The sequence below is a fragment of the Exiguobacterium sp. s124 genome, assembly GCF_018617485.1.
Taxonomy (GTDB): Bacteria; Bacillota; Bacilli; order Exiguobacteriales; family Exiguobacteriaceae; genus Exiguobacterium; species Exiguobacterium aestuarii.
This window is the reverse complement of sequence record NZ_JACSKH010000001.1, coordinates 1466464-1487171: the sequence shown is the minus strand read 5'-3', so window position 1 is coordinate 1487171 and position 20708 is coordinate 1466464. Positions and strand designations below refer to the sequence as shown.

Sequence of the window (20708 nt, the reverse complement as noted above, 5' to 3'; positions counted from 1 at the left end):
ATAATAACCCTCCAAACGGTTCGTTTCTCTTAGAAATCAATCTACTGTCTACGAGTAATTGTAGTCTACATACCCAATTATTTCAATGAGGAAACGAGTGTCTTTTTGGTAGGATAATGATTTTTTTAAGGATGTGACGACTTGGTTCATTTAGCAGACGGAGTTTTACTGCTGGCCATTAAGCGATTAAACGGAGAACGAAGTGAACGCAGCCTATTCCATGTCTTAAATGGAAAGCGTTCGGCGACAACGTTACAAGACGCGTTCTTTTATGAACTAGAACCTGTTTTTGGACAGTTTCCGCAAACAACGTATGCATATGAGTCCTTATTGAAAGGACTTGAGAAGCGGGGATGGTTAAACCGCAAACAGTTTAAACTGACAGAAGCGGGAGACATGTTGGCATCCCCTGAAGCTGTAGAGGATTTGTTCAATCGATTAGGTGGGGAGCGCCGTGATTTTAACGCGACGACATGGAAACGGCTTAGCCTTTTCGTACAGACGTTCATGTCTAAGGAACATGAACGAACATTTTATCCCGTCCAAGCCGATCGACCTGCAGAACAGTGGGTAAAGCGATTATTGCAACTCGACCGAGATTGGAAAGTGCTGATGCAATCGTTTCATCACGAAATCGAGATCGCGCTCGAGAAAATCGGAGATCCATATGCGACGGCGGTCGTCTATCGATTCACGGGAGCATTTGAAACCGGTCTGACTTATGAACAAATTGCTAGCCTACTCGATGTGGATGCCGAGACGGCTCGACTCTATTTTTTGGCCGGATGGAATGAGTTGTTGATAGCGTTACCGGAAGATGCGAAGTTACGAGGATTTACGTATGGATTGTCGACAGAGCGGATGACCTATTCGGCACGGGAATCATACGAACTCTTTTTGAAAGGGTATTCGTTCCAACAAGTTCAGTCACAACGTAGACTACGGACGAGTACGATTGAAGATCATGTGGTAGAGATGGCGATGTACTTAGACATCTTTCCCCTCGATCAGTTCGTCCCGGCCGAAGAGATTGTCACAATCGAGAGGCTTCGACATCCAAACAGTTGGGCGTTGAAACCGATATTTGAAGAGATGGGAAACGTTAGTTACTTTCAAATACGTCTTGTGTTCGCAAGACTGAAACGAGGTGAGACATTTGTATGAATCAACATTGAAGCGTGTGTTCGGGTATGATACTTTCCGCCCAGGTCAGCATGAAATCATCCATTCCGTTGTAGAGGGTCAGGATGTATTGGCAGTCATGCCGACAGGGGCAGGAAAGTCGTTGACGTTTCAACTCCCCTCATATATCAAGAACGGAGGATTGACGGTCATCGTCTCACCACTGCTCTCTTTGATTGAAGACCAAATGCTTCACATTCGAGAACGTGGAGAACGAGGTGTCGCACGATTGACGTCGATGGAATCAGCAGAAGAAAAGCAAGAGATCATCAATCACTTGAAACGCTATCGCTTTCTATATTTATCACCTGAGCAGTTGGCAGTGCCATATGTCACACGAGCACTCTCGAACGTCAAGATTCAAATGCTCGTCATTGACGAGGCGCATTGTATCTCTCAATGGGGTCATGAGTTTAGACCGGAGTATGCCCGATTAGGGGAATTGCGTAAACAAATCGGAAGCCCGCAATGCATGGCGGTCACAGCGACCGCACCTGAAAGCGTGAAGCAAGACATCGTTGAAAAATTGGCACTCTTTTCACCTGAGCAGTTCGTTCATTCTGCGAATCGACCGGAAATTCGATTGATGGTCGAACGGCTCGAAAAAGAAAAGAAACTTGAACGATTAAAAGAATTGGTGCGAGACGTTCCAAAACCGGCTGTCGTCTATACGGCGACCCGTCGAGAAGCGGAAGCATTGGCGTTTGAACTAGATGACGCGTTATTTTATCACGGTGGAATGTCGACAGAAGACCGACGACTTGTGCAATCTCAATTTTTACGGAACGAAGTGTCGGTCATGGTGTGTACGAGTGCATTCGGGATGGGGGTAAACAAAGACAACGTCCGCTCCGTCATCCATTTTCAAATACCTGCAACGGTCGAAGCATATATGCAAGAGATTGGACGAGCAGGTCGTGATGGAGAGCCGGCGTTTGCTGTCCTCCTCTATGCAGACGGAGACGAGCGCATCCAACAATTTTTGATTGACGGTCAATATCCGAAAGACGAAGACATCCGTTTGGCGTATTTTGAACGCGAGAACGGCACGTCGGTTTCGCAGTTATCTCGTATATTGCGGATGAACGAAGAGGACCCGAAATTCCTTCTTTTGAAGCAGATGCTGTCTGAACGCTCGCTTCAAGAGGCGCTCGATTGGGTAAAAGAAAGAAGACGTGATCGATATCGTCAACTCGGACAGATGATGGATTATGCACTCATCCGTACGTGCCGACGTGATTATTTGCTTCGTTATTTTTCGGAGTCGGCAATCGACCAAGAAGAATGTTGTGACCAATGTGGGGCGATTGAGTTTCCGGAGACAACACGAATCGTCCGAAAAAATGTGACAGAATGGAGAATACGGTTGACGCAAATCTTTTCCTTTGAATAATATCATAGTAAAATGATAAAAAAGGTAAAGGAGGGCATACGTTGCGACATCGGAATCAGGCAGATTCTTTACGCGAGCAGTTGGCGGATACGTTGCCGTCTCGATCGGAGAGGCAAGAACATGAACGGAAGAGAAAGTTGAACGATAACTTGATGAAGCGCCCGTTGGCGATGACATTGACCTTCGCCATGTTAGCGATTATTCTCATTTTCATATATATCGGGCGAGATGCCATATTTTAAGGTGAGGTGCGGACGATGTTCGCGCCTTTTTTATTTTTGAAAAATACTGGATTGCACAATAAAAGGGGTAAACCTTTTCGATTGAGGATATACTTATGTCATAGAACGAATAGGAGAGGAGGGCGGAGATGCCGAAATACTCCATTAAGACCGTGGCGACGTTGACCGGTGTCAATCCAACGACCATTCGTGCCTGGGAACGTCGGTACCAATTTATCGTACCGAGCCGGACCGAATCAGGTCACCGCCTGTATTCAGATCAAGATGTCGAAAAAATCAAATGGGTGGTAGAGAAGCAAAGAGAAGGGTTATCCGTCTCACAAGCGATTCAACAGCTCCATCAGGCACCTGAACCGGAACCGACGTCTGCCAAGCTTTACGATGAGGAACTAAAGGACGGCTTGCTTCAGGCGTTGCTTTCCTTTGATGAGCGAACCGCACATGATTTGATCAATCGTGCTTTTAATACGTTTAGCTTTGAAAAGGTGACGAAAGACATCATTGGACCGCTTCTGATGGATATCGGCTCTCAGTGGGAGCAAGGGTCGATTACAATCGCCCATGAACATTTCGCGACAGCTTTTTTACGGGCTCGTCTATCTACATTGTCACTTCAAATGCCAATGAATCCGTTCCTTCCGCGAGTCACTTGTGTCTGTGCACCCGGTGAGATGCATGAAATCGGACTTCTATTTGTCACACTTTACTTGCGTCAACATGGATACGACGTCATCTTTTTAGGAGCTGGATTCCCGAAAGAAGACTTGAGCAAGGCGCTGCATGACATCGATGCATCCTGCCTCATTTTTGCGTGCACTTTGACGGATCACATTCCTCAGTTAATCGAGGCGATGGGCTATATCCAAGAAGAGCATCCTGAACTGAAGATTGGGGCCGGTGGATACGCGGTTAGCCTCGAACGGGGTCGGTTCGAAGATGCATTTCTTGGCGATACACCAGAAGAGTGGACGAAATGGTTATCAACTATTTGACACGGGATTAAAACGGGAGTAGCTTATTAGTAGGATTGAATATTCACTGGAGGTTTTCGATTGAGATTTGAAAAACAAACAAAAGAACATCTTCGTGTATATGTGACTGCGAATGAGCTTACATTACGTGGAATCGCCATCGATACGATTGTGGGGGAAAACGGTCAACAGCTCTGGAAAGAATTGCTTGAGACAGCAGAAAGTGAGTACGGATTCTCTCCGCAAGGGGCGGTTGACTTGAATGTGACGATGTTTCCGCGAGATGGCCTCGTCATTGACGTTCAAAAAGGTGAAGCCATTGCAGAGCTTGATCTCGAACAAGTTGAGATTCGCCTGACAATCGACGTCATCCATCATTTGATTTACCAGTTCGATGACCTCGAAGATGTGATTAACGCTTCGATTCGACTGTTTCCACATATACATGAAACCGAACAAGGTGGGGCACTTTATCATTATGAGGGTCGATACTATCTTCACTTCGTGGAAGTGCTTCCTGAGAAAGTGGAAGAACGACTCGCCGCCATTTTGTCCGAATATGGAAAGACGACTACGGTCAGTCCGTACGTCATGATGGAATACGGAAAGACGATTCAAACTGAACATGCTGTGAAAGAGCTGTACGATGCATTCGCATAAGTACGGCTTTTTTTACTTTTCTGTTCCTATTGTTTTTAAGATGCCCGTGTTATGATTAGACATGAATTTTCAGTAGTTAGTTGAAGGAGAGATTGGAATGAAGGTCGCTGTATTGTATGGTGGAGTGTCAGGAGAGCGTGAGGTATCCCTCACAAGCGGACAAGGGATGATTGAGGCATTGACGGAACGTGGTCATGAAGTCACGGCAATCGACTTTCATCCAGAGCGCGCGAACGAGTTGTTGACGTTAAACGTCGACGTCGTCGTCAGTGCGTTACATGGGAAATACGGCGAAGATGGCCGTGTTCAATCATTACTTGAAATGGCGGGGATCCCGTACACAGGTTCAGGTGTATTGGCATCGGCTCTTGCGATGGACAAGGCAAGAGCGAAGATCATCTTCGCGGCATCGGGCATCCGTGTGGCGCGCGACGTGCTGATTGAATCTGTTGATTCGATTGATGAGAAAATAGCCGAGTGGGGAAATGAGTTCCCATGTGTCGTCAAGCCTGCCCAAGAAGGTTCGTCAAACGGTTTGACGATCGCAATGGACGAAAAGATGTTGCGTGCTGGCATTGAGAAGGCATTTCTATGTGATTCAGCGGTTTTAGTCGAGCAATACATTAAAGGCAAAGAATTGACTGTACCGGTCATCGGAAATTTTGGAAAAGAACAAGCCCTTCCGGTCATTGAGATCATTCCGAAAAATGAATTTTACGACTACGAGTCGAAGTATACAGAAGGTGGTTCGATTCACGTTTGTCCTGCCGAAATTTCGGATGAATTGACGACAGAAGTGCAACAGGCGGCTGTCATGGCGCATCGCGCGCTCGGATGTTCAGGATATTCGCGTTCTGATTTCCTCGTATCCGAAGCAGGAGAAGCGTACATTTTAGAAACAAACACATTGCCAGGAATGACGCCGTTAAGCTTGTTCCCGGACAGCGCGAAAACGGTCGGGATTTCTTACGGTGAGCTATTAGACCGCTTTATCGAGCTCGCGCTCGAACGCGAGTCGAAGTAAGACATCTGTATCATTCCACACTTAAAGAAAACGCTTTCATTATTTTTGTAAAACCCTTTCAAATTGAGCGCGTATCGGCTATACTTTTAAACGAATACGAGGTTAATTCTTGGGGGAGAATTGACAATTTAGGGGAGGAAACCTTCATGATTACGGATCAAGAAAAAGGTCATCAAAAACGAAAAAACATCTTGGAATCGACACAAGAGGTAATTCACGAAGCATTAGATAAGCTCGGCTATCCAGACGAGATGTACGAGTTGTTGAAAGAACCGCTTCGCATGCTGACCGTTCGGATCCCAGTTCGCATGGATGATGGCTCGACAAAAATCTTTACGGGTTATCGCGCTCAGCATAATGATGCGGTCGGACCGACAAAAGGGGGAATTCGGTTCCACCCGAGCGTGACTGAGGTAGAAGTTAAAGCACTATCTGTATGGATGAGCTTAAAGGCGGGGATTGTCGACTTGCCTTATGGTGGCGGTAAGGGCGGGATCGTCTGTGACCCACGTGAGATGAGTTTCCGCGAAATCGAACGATTGAGCCGTGGCTACGTGCGGGCGATCAGTCAGATCGTAGGACCGACAAAAGACATCCCAGCTCCAGACGTGTTCACGAACTCGCAGATCATGGCTTGGATGATGGATGAGTATAGCCGAATCGATGAATTCAACTCACCGGGATTCATCACAGGTAAACCACTTGTTCTTGGAGGCTCACACGGTCGCGAGACGGCGACGGCGAAAGGTGTGGCCATCATGATTCGAGAAGCGGCACTACGCCGTGGTATTGAGCTAAAAGGTGCACGTGTCGTTGTTCAAGGGTTCGGAAACGCGGGTAGTTTCCTTTCGAAGTTTATGTATGATGCTGGAGCGAAAGTGATCGCGGTCAGTGACGCTTACGGTGCCATCCATGATGAGAACGGTTTGGACATCCCTTACTTGTTAGACCGTCGCGATTCATTCGGTACGATTTCGACGCTCTTCAAAAACACGATCTCGAATAAAGAGATGTTAGAACTCGACTGTGACATTCTCGTGCCAGCTGCCATCGAGAATCAAATCACGGAAGATAACGCCGATGCCATTAAAGCGTCCATCGTAGTGGAGGCGGCGAACGGTCCGACGACGAACGAAGCGACGAAGATTTTGACAGAACGCGGAATTCTTCTCGTGCCGGACGTGTTGGCATCGAGTGGTGGCGTCACGGTTTCGTACTTCGAGTGGGTACAAAACAACCAAGGTTACTATTGGACGGAAGAAGAAGTCGAGGAAAAACTTGAAAAAGTACTCGTTCATTCGTTCAATACGGTTTACAATACTTCTTCAGCCCGCAAGGTCGATATGCGTCTCGCGGCTTATATGGTCGGTGTTCGTAAGATGGCGGAAGCGTCACGCTTCCGTGGTTGGGTCTAAATAAAAAAGTTCGGTCAACACGTGTTGACCGAACTTTTTTATACTTTGATACGGTTTGTGATCGTATCTGCGATGGCTTTCCCGTGGAATCGACCGTTCTCGATAAAAATCTTATTCGCATCGTTCCCGGCAGCGACGACGCCGGCGATGAACAGATGCTCGACATTCGTTTCGAACGTTTCCTCATCAAATGTCGGGACACCGCTCTCGTCATCGATTGTGATTCCAGCATTTTCGAAAAGATGATGGTCTGGCTGATATCCGGTCATCGCGAAAATGTGATCGGCATAGACGTGTTTTTCTTCTCCATGCTGATGGTAATAGACACCGTCTTCGGTAATTCGATCAATCGTCGCCTCAAACTCCATTCGAACTTTCTCATGTCGGACGAGTGAATCGAAGTTAGGAAGAACCCACGGCTTCACGGAAGGACTATACGAGTCGCCGCGATAAAGCACCGTCACATATGCGCCGGCCTTCTCGAGTTCGATTGCCGCATCGACAGCGGAGTTCTTCCCGCCGATGATGGTGACATGTTGTCGATAGTATGGATGGGCCTCATGGAAATAATGGTGTACGTGTGGCAACTCTTCACCAGGCACGTCGAGCAGACGAGGGCGTCCATAATAGCCTGTGGCTAATATCACATAATCCGCCTCGCGGACGGTTTCCCCACGGCGCTCATGTCTTGACGTCACGATGAAACGGTCATCGATTTTTTCAACCGATTCGACGGTCTCGAACGGATAGACGTTTAGTCCGGTACGAGTGACGACTTCGCGATAGTAGACGAGTGCGTCTTGTCGCCGAGGTTTTAGATCTTTACATATAAAAGGAATATCCCCGATTTCTAACAGACTCGCAGATGAAAAGAACGTTTGATGGGTCGGATAGCGATAAATCGCATCCACGATATTTCCTCGTTCAATTACGGTACAAGAAACCCCAATCTTCTCTAACTCGATGGCCGCTGATAGACCACATGGTCCAGCACCCACAATTATCGCTTGTTTATTCACTGAAAATCACCTCTTTGCTCATTGTAGGGAAGGGGGCGCAGAAGCGCAAGGTTATTGCTGGAAGCTAAAGCTATGTTCCATGACGGATTGAGAAGACCCGGATTCGAGTTCTACGAGTAACCGCAAGCGAGCTTTTTGCGAATTTAACCCGTTCGAGAATATGATGCCCATCTCTTTTAATTGTTTCCCACCACCGTCATACCCATATACGTCTTGGACAATTCCGTTAAAGCAACGACTGACAATCACGACTGGGATTTCCTCTACTAAGCGCTCGAGCGCTGGCAAAAGTGTCGGAGGGACATTACCTTGTCCTAACACTTCGAGGACGAGTCCGTCGTATCCGAGTGTCATCACAGATTCAAGCAAATCAGGCTCCATTCCTGCAACGACTTTTAACACTGCTACCCGTTTTGAGATGGACGGAATCATTTTGGGCTGTCTTGTCGCCGGTTGACTATAGATGAGTACGTGGTCCTTTGTGACCATACCCACATTTCCAAAATGAACCGACTTAAATGTATCAACGGATGATGTGTGTGTTTTTGTGACGTTGAATGCCGAGTGAATCTCTCCATTGAACACGACGAGAACACCTTTTCCGCGAGCCGCCTCGCTTTTCGCGACCCGAAGAGCAGTGATCAAATTGAATTCTCCGTCGGATCCGACTTCGTTCGAGGAACGCATTGCTCCTGTCAATACAATCGGGACTGGTGCGCCGAGCGTGATCTGTAAGAAATATGCCGTCTCTTCTAGTGTATCGGTTCCGTGCGTAATCACGACCCCGTCATACGTGTCCTGTGTCAATTCATGTTGAATGAATTGAGCCAGTTCAAGCATTTTAACTGGTGTCATATGTGGAGATGGGATATTTGAAAAATGCTTTGTCGTGATTTTGGCGATGTCCGTCGCTTTCGGAAGTGTGGCATCAATCGGGTTCACATCGCTTGGTTCGACGTGACCTGTGCCAGATTGAGACATGGCGATCGTACCGCCTGTGTGAATGAGTAATAAATGATTCATAAATGACCTCCTAATATTTTTTAAGGATATTTCCATTTTCTAGGCGTTCTACACTTTTTCTTTCAGACAATTCGGTGTATGCTAATGAGAGAAAGGAGAGATGCGTCATGATCGCAATCGCCTTGTCTGCGGTTGCACCAGGGCTTGCCCTTCTTTCCTACTTCTATCTTCGCCATGAATTGGAAGCAGAACCGCTCGGATATGTGATTCGTTCTTTCGTGGCCGGGGCCGTTCTCGTTTTCCCGATCATGTTTATCCAATATGCGTTCGTTGAAGAAAGGGTGCTGACTGGGCCGTTTTGGCAGGCATATGTCACCACTGCCTTACTCGAAGAGTTTTTTAAATGGTTTATGATTTATTATACAATATATATACATAAAGTCTTTGATGATTACTACGACGGGATTCTCTATGCGGTCGCCTGCTCATTAGGCTTCGCGACGTTGGAGAATTTTTTATACTTATGGGTGTACGATTCATTAGAAATCGCCATTTGGCGGGCCATCTTGCCGGTGAGCGGGCATGCATTGTTTGCGGTCGTCATGGGTTATTGTTTGGGACGAGCCAAACATTCGGTACGCGAGCGGGTGTGGCTGTTTATGGCGATCTTCTCTGCGACGGTCATCCATGGGACGTTTGATTTGATTTTAATTTTAGAACCGGATCATAAGTTGCCAGCCGTGCTCTATATCGTCATTTTATGGATGGTGGCTCTATTACTCGTTCGAGCTGCCAACCTGTCCAATCGTCGTCAATTTAAATAAAGGGGAACATGCTAATGCTGAAAGAAGGACAAGAATTAAGAATTGAAGTAGAAGGACGCAACGAGGGGAAAACTAAAATTGCTGCCATCGTGGACCAAGTGGTTTGGATCGAATCTCCAAGTGACATGACGACGCTCAAAACGTTCTTTTTACATGAAGAGGAGGATATGCGAGTCTACTTCTTCAAAGGGGATAACCAATTATTTGCATTCGATACGAAAGTTGTGAAACGAATCAGCGATGCGCAGATGACGATTCGCTATGCGTTCAAAATGCCGGATGAGAAAAAAATCAAACGGATTCAACGGCGTGAATATTTGCGTGTACCTGAAATGATTGACGTGACAGTCGTCGCGGCTGACGGGGCGGACTTCGAGTCATTCGAAACGACGTCGCTTGACGTATCAGCTGGTGGAATGAAGATCATTGCGAATCGTGCCCCGATTGAAGTGGATGAATCGCTCATCGTCGTTTTCCGAATTGAAGATGAGCAAGGGGCACCAAAGCTCTTTCGGGTGAAGAGTCGACTCGTACGGATACATAAGCAAGAAGTGAAGCAAGAACTTTCTTTAGCTTTTGAGGATTTGACGCCTCGTGATCAAGAAACGATTTTACGATACTGCTTCCGCGTTCAACTCGAAGCGCGTAAACGGATAGGGTCTGTATTTTCTTCAAGATAAAAAACTGTTATGATGTTCTCGGGATTATAAACCGAGAGGAGGAGGGTATCGGGCGCACTCGATACCCGTTTTGTATGAAAGAAGCGCTACAAATTGCTTTAGATGGACCAGCTGGTGCTGGAAAGAGTACAATCGCCAAATCACTGGCAAAACAATTAGGCTATGTCTATATTGATACAGGTGCGATTTATCGAGCGGTCACATACCGCGCCTTAAACGAAGGGATCAATCTTGAAGATGGTCCAGCTCTTTCGAAGATGATTGAAAACATGTCAATCCGACTCGTTCCGTCGGATCAAGGACAACGTGTATTTGATGGTGACGAGGAAGTGACTGACGTCATTCGCTCGAGTGAAGTGACGAATAATGTCAGTTTTGTCGCACGTCAACCGGAAGTGCGGGATGCGTTGATGGATTTGCAACGCGATTTAGCGAAACATGGCGGTGTCGTCATGGATGGACGCGATATCGGCACGCACGTGTTGCCGAACGCTGATTTGAAAGTGTTCATGACCGCGTCTGTCGAAGAGCGAGCACGCCGCCGTCACGAGGAAAACGTATCAAAAGGAATCCCTAGCGATTACGAGAAATTGAAAGAAGAGATCGCCCTTCGCGACAAACGAGATTCAGAACGTGAGGTCGCTCCTCTCCGTCAAGCGGAAGATGCCCATTATCTTGATACGACGACGTTGTCCATCGATGGAGTCGTCTTAGCGATTGAACGATTAATTGAAGAGGTGAAAGCATGAATAAGCCGTTGAACAACGGTCCGTTTGGAATGTATCGGATGGCGAGAGGCGTCGTCAACATCATCCAACGTATATCGTTCCGTGTAGAGTTCATCGGACGCGAGCATGTCCCGAAAGATGGGTCAATCCTCGTTTGTTCGAACCACCAGTCGAACTGGGACCCGGTCCTTCTTGCATGTGCGATTCCGAAAGAGCGTCCATTGCGATTCTTTGCTAAAAAGGAATTGTTTAGTGTTCCCGTATTGAAGCATATTTTGAACCGAGCGGGACAGATTCCGGTATCACGAGGGGAAGGTGACCGTCAGGCGCTACGAGTCGTTCTTCAAAAGCTGAAAGAAGAAGAGGTGATTTCGATTTTTCCTGAAGGTACACGTTCTAAAGACGGGACATTAGGAAAGGCTCAAGCTGGCGTTGGTTTCTTTGCGATGCGTTCGGATGCGCATATTTTACCGATTGCCATCATTGGTAAATATAAGTTCCGTACGAAATTGCGTGTCGTGATTGGGAAGCCGATTGATTTGACTCCATTGAAAGAACGCAAGGCGAGCGCACAAGAGGCGGCCGACTTAATCATGGATACGATTGCCGACCTTTATTTGACACATTCATTCACGAAGTAATCACGGGGCTCGGGAATTGAGGTTTAAACTTCTTTCAATAGAGGTACAATCTTCATAACGCCTTGACAAATTCTCGGAATTATAAGAGATTTATACTAGGTGTAAGCGCCTCATGGCGCTCCTTTTTGTACTCATCGTGAGGGGGTAGTGTTGGAATGGTCGAAGAAATGAAAGATATGCCTGATTTTGAAATTAATCGTGGTCAAATTGTGACCGGAACAGTCGTCAAAATCGAGGATAAGCAAGCGCTGATCGATATCGGTTATAAGACCGAAGCGATTTTGCCAATTAGCGAAGTATCAAGCATGCATCTAGACGATTTAAACGAATCACTCCAAGTGAACGACGAGATTCGTGTCAAAGTTAAAAAAGTCACGGACGAAGAAGTGGTCGTTTCGAAAAAAGACGTTGATGCCGAGGCAGCATGGGATCGAATCGTCGAAAAATTCGAATCGGGTGAAGTGTTTGAAGTGATGGTGAAAGATAAGGTCAAAGGTGGTCTTGTCGTCGATATTGGAATCCGTGGATTTATCCCGGCATCTCTTGTCGAAAGTCACTTCGTAGAAGACTTCTCGTCATACTTGAACAAACCAATTACCGTAAAAGTCGTCGAGATCGATCGCGAGAAGAATCGCGTCATCTTGTCACATAAAGCAGTTGTCGAAGCAGAGATGAGCGCGAAGAAATCTGAGACGCTTGAATCACTTGAAGTCGGTCAAGTAATCGAAGGAACGGTTCAACGTTTGACAGACTTCGGTGCGTTCGTTGACATCGGTGGTGTGGATGGACTCGTCCACATCTCAGAAATGGCGCATAGCCGTGTCGAGAAGCCAAGTGATGTTGTGACTGAAGGCGACCGCGTCAAAGTGAAAGTCCTTGGTCTCGACTTAGATAATGAAAAAGTGAAGCTCTCAATTAAAGAAACACAACCTGGCCCATGGGAGACGATTGAAGGGCAGATTCAACCAGGTGATGTGATCGAAGGAACCGTCAAACGTCTCGTGACGTTCGGTGCGTTCGTTGAGGTTGCACCGCAAGTGGAAGGTCTCCTTCATATTTCGCAAATTGCGAACCGTCACATCGCGACGCCATCTGAAGTGTTATCAGAAGGTCAAGAAGTGAAGGTGAAAGTGTTAGACGTTCATCTCGATGATAAGAAAATCTCATTGTCGATGCGTGCACTCGAATCATCTGAACCGACTCGTCAAGATGATGATCAAACATTACTCGACGAATATAGCGACCAAGGAGGATTCTCTGTCTCTGAATTGACAGGTGATGACTCTTCGGACGACTCTAAATAAGATGATCGTTCAAGCGGGAGTCATGCTCCCGCTTCTTTTTGTATGGTCACTTAATTTTGCCTGTGATATGATAGGTGAGTTGCGTTTCGAAATGTTGAAATGATGAAATTTTGATAGAAAGATTAGTGAGGTGTTTTTATGGGAATTCCAGCAGTGGCCATCGTTGGCCGTCCGAATATCGGGAAATCCACAATTTTTAACCGCATCATCGGAGATCGTGTCTCGATCGTCGATGATAAACCGGGTGTCACACGTGACCGTATTTACGGCACAGGAGAGTGGTTAAACCGTAAGTTCCATTTGATTGACACAGGTGGGATTGAAGTAGGGGACGAGCCGTTGCTCGTTCAAATGCGTCATCAGGCTGAACTCGCCATCGATGAAGCAGATGTCATCATCTTTATGGTGAACGGTCGTGAAGGGATCACGGCAGCTGATGAAGAAGTAGCGAACTTGTTGTTCCGTTCGAACAAACCAATCGTTCTTGCCGTCAACAAAGTGGATAACTTTGAAATGCGAGATCTCATGTATGAATTTTATTCACTCGGATTCGGTGACCCGTTCCCAATCTCGGGTACACACGGTTTGGGTCTTGGAGACTTGTTGGATCAAGTATTCGAACTCGCCCCTGAAAAGGATGAATTTGAATATAACGAAGATGTCATTCAGTTCTCGTTAATCGGGCGCCCGAACGTCGGGAAGTCTAGTTTGACGAACTCGATTCTTGGAGAAGACCGTGTCATCGTCTCGAATATCGCCGGAACGACGCGTGACGCGATTGATACACCGTTCACACGTGACGGTCAAGAGTACGTCATCATCGATACGGCAGGTATGCGTAAACGCGGAAAAGTATATGAATCGACGGAACGATATAGCGTCATGCGCGCTCAAAAGGCAATCGAACGTTCGAACGTCGTCCTCGTCGTCCTCGACGGTGAGGAAGGGATTATCGAACAAGATAAACGTGTTGCCGGTCTCGCGCATGAAGCCGGGAAAGCGATTGTCATCGTCGTCAACAAGTGGGATGCAGTCGAAAAAGATGATAAGACGATGAAGAAGATGGAAGAGAAGATTCGTCAAGAATTCTTGTTCCTTGATTATGCACCGATTGTCTTCTTGTCAGCACTTACGTCGAAACGGTTGCAGACATTATTGCCTGTCATCAAACAAGTGGCAGAAACACATCGCCGTCGCATCTCGACGAGCGTATTGAACGATGTCATCGTCGATGCGGTCGCGATGAACCCGACACCGACAGATAAAGGGCAACGCTTGAAGATCAACTACGCGACTCAAGTTGCGATCGAGCCGCCTACGTTCGTCTTGTTCGTCAATGACCCTGAGTTGTTGCATTTCTCGTATAAACGTTATTTAGATAATCAAATTCGCAAAGCATTTGACTTCACCGGGACACCGATTCATATCGTGGCTCGTCAGAAAAACTAATATTTGGGGGTATCAGTTATGGCAAACGTAGCTGTCATCGGAGCGGGAAGTTGGGGAACGGCCATCTCGCTCGTATTAGCGGACAATGGTCATGACGTCCTGCTCTATGGACGTGAAGAAGAACACGTGGATGAAATCAACTCGTCGCACACGAACTCGTTTTATTTGAAAGATACACCATTACCGGAATCGATTCGCGCCACGACGGATTTGAACGAAGCACTCGAAGGACGCAGCATCGTCTTCCTCGTCGTTCCAAGCTCGGCGATTCGTCCTGTCTCAAAACAGTTGAACACGCTGTTGAAGGAACCGGTAACCATCGTTCATGCCGCAAAAGGAATCGAACCGAAAACGCATAAGCGTCTTTCGGAGATCATCGCGGAAGAAATCGATCCATCGAAGCGTCGCGCAATCGGTGTCTTGACCGGTCCGACTCACGCAGAAGAAGTCGCTGTACGTAAACCGACGACCATCACGATCGCTTGTGAGGACCTTGATGTCGCTGACGAAGTGCAGGAGCTACTCACTAACGACCAATTCCGTGTTTACTTGAACTCGGATGTCGTTGGTGCCGAGTACGGTGGGGCGCTTAAAAATATTATTGCCCTTGCGGCAGGCATGACCGACGGGCTTGGTTATGGGGACAATGCGAAAGCTGCGCTCATGACCCGCGGGATTGTTGAGATCGCCCGTCTTGGGGTGAAACTTGGAGCGAATCCAGCCTCTTTCTCGGGATTGACTGGAATCGGTGACTTGATTGTGACGGCGACGTCACAGCATAGCCGAAACTGGCGGGCCGGAAATGCAATCGGACGCGGTGAAAAGCTTGAAGACGTTCTTGGAAACATGGGAATGGTCGTTGAAGGTGTCCGCGCCTGTGAGGCGGCACACTCTCTTGCGAAAGATGCGGGAGTCGAGATGCCAATCACAGAAGCACTCTATAACGTGTTGTTCGAAGGCAAGAGTCCTCATGATGAAGTGAAAAAACTCATGAGACGCCCACAAAAGCATGAGATGGAACAAGTGTTTCATTTTGAAGAATAATACTTCAGGGAGGAACTGACGTTTTCGTTCAGTTCCTCGCTTTTTTTTGCTACACTTGAAGTCTGGAGAACATAGAGAAAGTAGGGGGATAGACGTGACACCGTCACTCATCAAAATGTGGATTTCATTTGCAGGGATCGGTGCTTTTGCCGTTGCTGCTTTGATGGTCGCCATCAGTCACACGAAACTGACCGGGTGGTTTGCGACGCTTGTGCGCCTGATTGCGTTCATCATTTTCTTATTTGGAACAGTTATTATGATTTTTGTCGTCGTCTCAGGACCGACGGGAGGATAGACCATGAAAAAAAGTATCATTGCTGTCAGCTTGGCGCTGACGACTTTGTTGGCAGGATGTATGTTTCCGGATTCGGAACGGGGCAACAATATTCCATATGAGGATCAGTTGAACACCGTGCAAAGTGCGGTCGATGCATATCGTGAACAATCTGGCGTCTTACCAATCAAAACAAAACCTGCGGAAACGCCACTTATGGAACGCTATCCAATCGAGTTTGCCCGACTCGTACCAGGATATCTAGCCGACCCTCCTGCAAATAGTTTCGAAGGCGGTGGGTTGTTCCAATACATTCTCGTAGATGTCGAAACGGAACCGACCGTCAAATTGATTGATTTACGCGTGTCGGAACGGCTACAGCAACTTCAAACAAATATCACCGCGTTTCGAGCGAAAGAAGGGAAGTTCCCGTTCGATGGGTCACTCGGAAAGAATCAGTTCACGCTTGACTACGATAAACTTTTTGTCACAGAGGAACCGGTTATCCCGAGTCCTTACTCGGACCGTGAGCTCCCGATCTATGTGGACGGCACCGGACAATTATTTGTGGACTATCGAGAAGACGTGAAGGAAGCGCTTCAAAATACGGATGAGTCGCCAGTAATCGGCGAAGACATTCGTTATTTGCTGTATGAAGACGCTCCATTCGCCCCTGCTTATTCACAAGGCTATACAATAGATGAACAAGGGGAAGTCGTTTTTTTAAACAACTGAGCTTGTTTTGAAGGTGAATGTCGTGAAATCATGCAAAAAATGTTGTCATATCAACGTTTGTACGATATGATTAATCCCGTAAACTCCTAGTGAGAGGAGGTGAATCGTGATGAACAAAACTGAATTGATCCAAGCAGTAGCGGAGAAAGCAAACGTTTCGAAAAAAGAAGCTACAGTAGTTGTAGAAGCTACATTCGAATCTATCACTGAAGCACTCCAAAACGGTGAGAAAATTCAATTGATCGGTTTTGGTACTTTTGAAGTTCGTGAGCGTGCTGCCCGTAAAGGTCGCAACCCACGTACAAAAGAAGATATCGAAATCCCAGCGAGCAAAGTTCCTGCATTCAAAGCAGGTAAAGCGCTCAAAGATGCGGTCAAGTAATCTGCAATACATAAGTCGCCGAATGGCGGCTTTTTTTGTTGGGTTTGCGAGTTCGAATGACGTGAATGTGACAAAAATGTGCTATACTATGTCAGAATGACAATGAAGTGGACGAGGGGGGATAGCATGGAACAGTTGACAAATGAATTCGTTGTCACAGACCTTGCTCGTCAAATCGAACAACGTATGAATCATCCCTATTTGACGAAACACGAGGTTGTCCCAACGGTCGACATGCTGTTGCTTCGTTGGATGGTCGAGATGATTGATTTGGAATCGATTGAGCATCGACAACTCGTGATGGCAACCTATTTCGCACATCAAGCGCTCGAATTGCATGATCAAGTGAACAGCAGTCCGAAAGGGTCGCTAGAGCGCCAATTAAAAGTGCTCGCAGGTGACTTTGCCTCGGCTCAGTTTTATAAAATCTTGACGGCTTTTCCAGCGTCATATAGTGACCGATTCGGACAGTCTGTACAACGCGTCAATGCGGCGAAGTGTACATTACTGCTCGAGAAAAACGTCTCGATGAACATTTGGCTCGAAGCGAACGTCGGATTGATTCAAACACTTTCCGAGCTGATCGAACAACCTTATTTGACAACAAGTGGGAAACGAATGATTGATAAGAAAGCGACAGCGCTCAGACAAGACCAAAAGGAGCAGCTCACGAAGTTGCTCGCGCACGCGGTCGCTTAGAACGGAAAGGATGTTACACGTTGCAACCGATAGAAAAAGAGCAAAAAGTATACGAAGTATTTCAGTCCATTTCTCCGAGCTACGATACGATGAACTCGATTATCAGCTTCCGACTTCACAAGTGGTGGCGACGGACAACGATGAAGAAAATGAACGTCTTTCCGGGGGCTAAATGTCTAGACGTTTGTTGCGGGACAGCTGACTGGACAATTCAATTGGCGGAAGCTGCAGGAAACACGGGAGTCGTCAAAGGTCTCGACTTTTCAGAAAACATGCTTAAAGTGGGAGAAGAAAAAGTGAAGTCGTTGCCGACAATCGAGTTACTTCATGGTAATGCGATGGCGTTGCCGTTTGGAGACAATTCGTTCGATTACGTTACAATCGGCTTCGGACTTCGAAACGTTCCGGACTACATGACGGTTTTACGTGAAATGTATCGCGTCTTAAAACCAGGTGGGACGGTCGTTTGTCTTGAAACGAGTCAACCGACGGCACCGCTTTTCAAAGAATTGTACCGCTTCTATTTTGGGACAGTCATGCCTTTATTCGGTAAAGTATTCGCCGGTTCATACGATCAATACAAATGGTTACAAGAATCGACCGACCAGTTCCCAGACCGTTTGACGCTCAAACGTATGTTTGAAGATGCCGGGTTCGAACAAGTCGAAGTAAAGACATTCTCCGGAGGTGCATGTGCCATGCATCTAGGAAAGAAGTGGTGAAACATGTCTTTGAAGCGACTTTATCGTCATATGAACCGAGAAATTGATCAAATTGATCAATTTTTATCTAGTCGAGTCAGGACGGACCACCCTGTTATTGAATCGGCATCTCGCCAACTACTTGATGCTGGTGGTAAACGCATCCGACCGGCATTTGTTTTATTAAGCGCAGGATTCGGTGAGACGAAGGATATCCGTTTGACGAAAGTTGCCTCAAGTCTTGAATTGATTCACATGGCATCACTCGTTCATGACGATGTCATCGATGATGCGATGCTCCGTAGGGGGAAACCGACCGTCATGGAACGTTATGATGAGACCGTTGCGATGTATACCGGAAATACACTATTCGGAGAGGCGATTCGTCTCGTCTCCGAAATCGAGTCCCCCGAAGTGATGCGAATCATGGCGGATACGATGGAGCGGATTTGTGTCGGTGAAATCAATCAAATTCAGGATCAATACGAATGGGGTCAGTCGCCTAAGCGATATTTAGATCGGATAGCACGAAAGACTGCCCTTCTGATTGAAACGAGTTGTGCAGCAGGCGCTGTCATTTCAGGAGCTTCTCCTCAAGTCGTCAAACAGCTAAGTCTATTCGGATATGACATCGGGATGGCATTCCAAATGACGGATGATTTACTAGACTTTACAGCTAAGAGTTTCCAACTCGGCAAACCGGTCGGAGAAGATTTAAGACACGGTCATAAAACATTACCGCTTTTCTATTCATCGGAGGACCCAACTTTTTATGAACGTCTTCGTCAGGTGAACGCCTCGACAGACACGGATATGACGAAGTCACTCGTCCGTGAAGTGCAACGAAATGGGACGTTAGAACGTAGCCAACGTACAATTGACCGATACGTCGAACGTGCTATTCATCGACTTGATGGGTTGCCGGATGTCCCTGACAAGCGATCGTTGATTGAAATCGCACAATATATCGGGAAGCGCAAATGGTAATTGCCCATGTAACCCCTTTCAAAAAAGTGCTGGAGCGTGTACACTAAATACGTACATCGTACACATTTATTGACTTAGGGGGATTTGGGGAATGGAAAAGACATTTTTAATGGTTAAACCGGATGGGGTTAAACGTGGATTGATTGGGGAAATCATCTCACGCTTTGAAAACAAAGGATATACGTTGAACCGTCTCGAAATGGTGACTCCGTCAGTTGAGGTCGCAGAGGCACACTACGCAGAGCATAAAGAAAAACCGTTCTTTGGTGAATTGGTAGAGTTTTTGACTTCTGGTCCGGTCGTCGCGATGGAATGGGAAGGGGAAGACATCGTCGCCGTCTCTCGTCTCATGATTGGGAAGACAAAACCACTAGATGCACAACCAGGAACAATTCGTGGTGATTTTGCATCGACGATGTCACAAAACGTGATTCATGGTTCTGATAGTGTGGACAGCGCGGAACGCGAATTGGCACTTTGGTTCGCAGGAGTTGCCTCACACGTTTCATGACGAATCGAGGGACGGGGAAACCTGTCCCTTTTTGGTTCCCTTCAAAACCAAGTGGTCAGTAGAAAGAGGAAATGAGAGAGAATTGAGGTTGAAATTGGTGATGAATGATTATGCCATCTTCGTAAAAAAGTTTTATATCAAGTCTGGAATTGACTTGAATTTATATAAAGAGGCGCAAATGAAGCGTCGGATGGTCGCCTTGCGCGAGAAGAAGGGTTATGCGTCTTTTCTAGAGTATTTAAAGGCAATGGACACAGATCGTCAGTTATATGAGGAGTTCCTTGATCGGATGACCATCAACGTGAGTGAGTTTTACCGTAATCCGATTCGATGGCAACAGCTCGAGGAGGATATATTGCCTCACTTGATTCGTTCGGGTCAAGGCAAACTTCGTGTATGGAGTGCAGCGTGCTCGACAGGAGAGGAACCCTATTCTCTCGCCATGTTATTGTCCAAACATCTAGCGCCTTCTCAATTTTCAATTATGGCCACTGATTTAGATGACATTGTCATCGAAAAGGCGAAACAAGGGAAGTATCACGAACGTGCACTCATCGACTTACCAGATGAGTTTAAAAACCGTTACTTCACGCGTCGTGGAGACGATTATTTCATTTCAGATGAAATCAAACAACTGGTAACGTTCAAAAAACATAATTTGTTGGCAGACGTATATGAACGTAACTTTGATTTAATTGTCTGTCGGAACGTATTGATTTACTTCACGGAAGAAGCAAAAGAAAAAGTATATACCTCGTTTCAACGTGCACTTCGCCCAGGAGGGATTTTATTCGTCGGTGGAACGGAACAAATCTTCCAGCCGAAGCGTTACGGGTATGCGATGAAACAAAGTTTCTTTTACGAAAAAATAGATGGATGA

The 20708-nt window shown here is 46.7% G+C and carries 24 protein-coding genes; 22 read left to right on the top strand and 2 right to left on the bottom strand.

What is annotated here, in order from left to right; all coding sequences use genetic code 11:
* The first annotated feature begins 141 nt into the window (after window positions 1–141).
* From KNO85_RS07785 to KNO85_RS07755, 7 genes are all read left to right on the top strand, one after another.
* Window positions 142–1164, top strand: a complete 1023-nt coding sequence (locus tag KNO85_RS07785) for a YpbB family protein (protein ID WP_214788688.1) — start codon at window positions 142–144, stop codon at window positions 1162–1164.
* The gene (locus KNO85_RS07780) at window positions 1148–2575 is read left to right on the top strand and encodes a RecQ family ATP-dependent DNA helicase (RefSeq protein ID WP_260569876.1); all 1428 of its coding nucleotides are present in this window, start codon (window positions 1148–1150) and stop codon (window positions 2573–2575) included. Before KNO85_RS07785 ends, KNO85_RS07780 begins: the two co-directional genes overlap by 17 nt.
* Window positions 2576–2616: 41 nt before the next feature.
* Window positions 2617–2817 (top strand): hypothetical protein, encoded by a 201-nt coding sequence (locus tag KNO85_RS07775; RefSeq protein ID WP_074034648.1) that lies wholly within the window; start codon window positions 2617–2619, stop codon window positions 2815–2817.
* Between the two features lie 128 nt (window positions 2818–2945).
* Window positions 2946–3809 (top strand): MerR family transcriptional regulator, encoded by an 864-nt coding sequence (locus KNO85_RS07770; protein ID WP_214788682.1) that lies wholly within the window; start codon window positions 2946–2948, stop codon window positions 3807–3809.
* A 60-nt stretch (window positions 3810–3869) separates the two neighbouring features.
* Window positions 3870–4448, top strand: coding sequence for an adaptor protein MecA (locus KNO85_RS07765; RefSeq protein WP_214788678.1), 579 nt, complete (start codon window positions 3870–3872; stop codon window positions 4446–4448).
* A gap of 97 nt (window positions 4449–4545) precedes the next feature.
* Window positions 4546–5472 carry a D-alanine--D-alanine ligase gene (locus KNO85_RS07760; RefSeq protein WP_214788675.1) on the top strand — a complete coding sequence of 309 codons (927 nt, stop codon included), beginning with the start codon at window positions 4546–4548 and terminating at the stop codon, window positions 5470–5472.
* A 146-nt stretch (window positions 5473–5618) separates the two neighbouring features.
* Window positions 5619–6887, top strand: coding sequence for a Glu/Leu/Phe/Val family dehydrogenase (locus KNO85_RS07755; RefSeq protein ID WP_015881453.1), 1269 nt, complete (start codon window positions 5619–5621; stop codon window positions 6885–6887).
* A 38-nt stretch (window positions 6888–6925) separates the two neighbouring features.
* Here KNO85_RS07755 and KNO85_RS07750 read toward each other — a convergent pair whose 3' ends face one another.
* A complete protein-coding gene (locus tag KNO85_RS07750) occupies window positions 6926–7906 on the bottom strand; it encodes a YpdA family putative bacillithiol disulfide reductase (RefSeq protein WP_214788672.1) in 981 nt (326 codons plus the stop codon).
* Between the two features lie 51 nt (window positions 7907–7957).
* Window positions 7958–8929: an asparaginase gene (locus KNO85_RS07745; RefSeq protein WP_214788669.1), complete on the bottom strand. Its 972-nt coding sequence runs from the start codon at window positions 8927–8929 to the stop codon at window positions 7958–7960.
* A 107-nt stretch (window positions 8930–9036) separates the two neighbouring features.
* On the opposite strand from KNO85_RS07745, the gene prsW reads away from it, so the two are divergent.
* The 15 genes from prsW to KNO85_RS07670 all read left to right on the top strand — a co-directional run bounded on the left by prsW (window position 9037) and on the right by KNO85_RS07670 (window position 20708).
* On the top strand, window positions 9037–9693 hold the full coding sequence (gene prsW, locus KNO85_RS07740) for a glutamic-type intramembrane protease PrsW (RefSeq protein ID WP_214788666.1): 657 nt from the start codon (window positions 9037–9039) through the stop codon (window positions 9691–9693).
* Between the two features lie 14 nt (window positions 9694–9707).
* Window positions 9708–10373 (top strand): flagellar brake protein, encoded by a 666-nt coding sequence (locus KNO85_RS07735; protein ID WP_214788663.1) that lies wholly within the window; start codon window positions 9708–9710, stop codon window positions 10371–10373.
* Between the two features lie 74 nt (window positions 10374–10447).
* Entirely contained in the window at window positions 10448–11122 is a 675-nt protein-coding gene (gene cmk, locus KNO85_RS07730) for a (d)CMP kinase (protein WP_214788660.1), read from the top strand.
* Window positions 11119–11742 (top strand): lysophospholipid acyltransferase family protein, encoded by a 624-nt coding sequence (locus KNO85_RS07725; protein ID WP_214788657.1) that lies wholly within the window; start codon window positions 11119–11121, stop codon window positions 11740–11742. Before cmk ends, KNO85_RS07725 begins: the two co-directional genes overlap by 4 nt.
* A gap of 155 nt (window positions 11743–11897) precedes the next feature.
* A complete protein-coding gene (rpsA, locus tag KNO85_RS07720; RefSeq protein WP_214788654.1) occupies window positions 11898–13046 on the top strand; it encodes a 30S ribosomal protein S1 in 1149 nt (382 codons plus the stop codon).
* 138 nt (window positions 13047–13184) lie between these two features.
* On the top strand, window positions 13185–14495 hold the full coding sequence (der, locus tag KNO85_RS07715; RefSeq protein ID WP_214788650.1) for a ribosome biogenesis GTPase Der: 1311 nt from the start codon (window positions 13185–13187) through the stop codon (window positions 14493–14495).
* A gap of 18 nt (window positions 14496–14513) precedes the next feature.
* A complete protein-coding gene (locus KNO85_RS07710) occupies window positions 14514–15539 on the top strand; it encodes an NAD(P)H-dependent glycerol-3-phosphate dehydrogenase (RefSeq protein ID WP_214788647.1) in 1026 nt (341 codons plus the stop codon).
* A gap of 94 nt (window positions 15540–15633) precedes the next feature.
* Entirely contained in the window at window positions 15634–15834 is a 201-nt protein-coding gene (locus tag KNO85_RS07705; RefSeq protein ID WP_214788644.1) for a DUF2768 domain-containing protein, read from the top strand.
* A 3-nt stretch (window positions 15835–15837) separates the two neighbouring features.
* The gene (locus KNO85_RS07700; protein WP_214788641.1) at window positions 15838–16548 is read left to right on the top strand and encodes a hypothetical protein; all 711 of its coding nucleotides are present in this window, start codon (window positions 15838–15840) and stop codon (window positions 16546–16548) included.
* Window positions 16549–16657: 109 nt separating this feature from the next.
* Complete coding sequence (locus KNO85_RS07695) at window positions 16658–16930, top strand: HU family DNA-binding protein (protein ID WP_074034634.1); 273 nt, start codon at window positions 16658–16660, stop codon at window positions 16928–16930.
* A 126-nt stretch (window positions 16931–17056) separates the two neighbouring features.
* Window positions 17057–17629, top strand: a complete 573-nt coding sequence (locus KNO85_RS07690) for a heptaprenyl diphosphate synthase component 1 (protein WP_214788638.1) — start codon at window positions 17057–17059, stop codon at window positions 17627–17629.
* Between the two features lie 20 nt (window positions 17630–17649).
* On the top strand, window positions 17650–18351 hold the full coding sequence (locus KNO85_RS07685) for a demethylmenaquinone methyltransferase (RefSeq protein WP_214788635.1): 702 nt from the start codon (window positions 17650–17652) through the stop codon (window positions 18349–18351).
* Between the two features lie 3 nt (window positions 18352–18354).
* Window positions 18355–19317 carry a polyprenyl synthetase family protein gene (locus KNO85_RS07680; protein ID WP_214788632.1) on the top strand — a complete coding sequence of 321 codons (963 nt, stop codon included), beginning with the start codon at window positions 18355–18357 and terminating at the stop codon, window positions 19315–19317.
* A gap of 91 nt (window positions 19318–19408) precedes the next feature.
* Window positions 19409–19828: a nucleoside-diphosphate kinase gene (gene ndk / locus KNO85_RS07675; protein ID WP_214691868.1), complete on the top strand. Its 420-nt coding sequence runs from the start codon at window positions 19409–19411 to the stop codon at window positions 19826–19828.
* Between the two features lie 100 nt (window positions 19829–19928).
* Window positions 19929–20708 carry a CheR family methyltransferase gene (locus KNO85_RS07670; protein ID WP_214789851.1) on the top strand — a complete coding sequence of 260 codons (780 nt, stop codon included), beginning with the start codon at window positions 19929–19931 and terminating at the stop codon, window positions 20706–20708.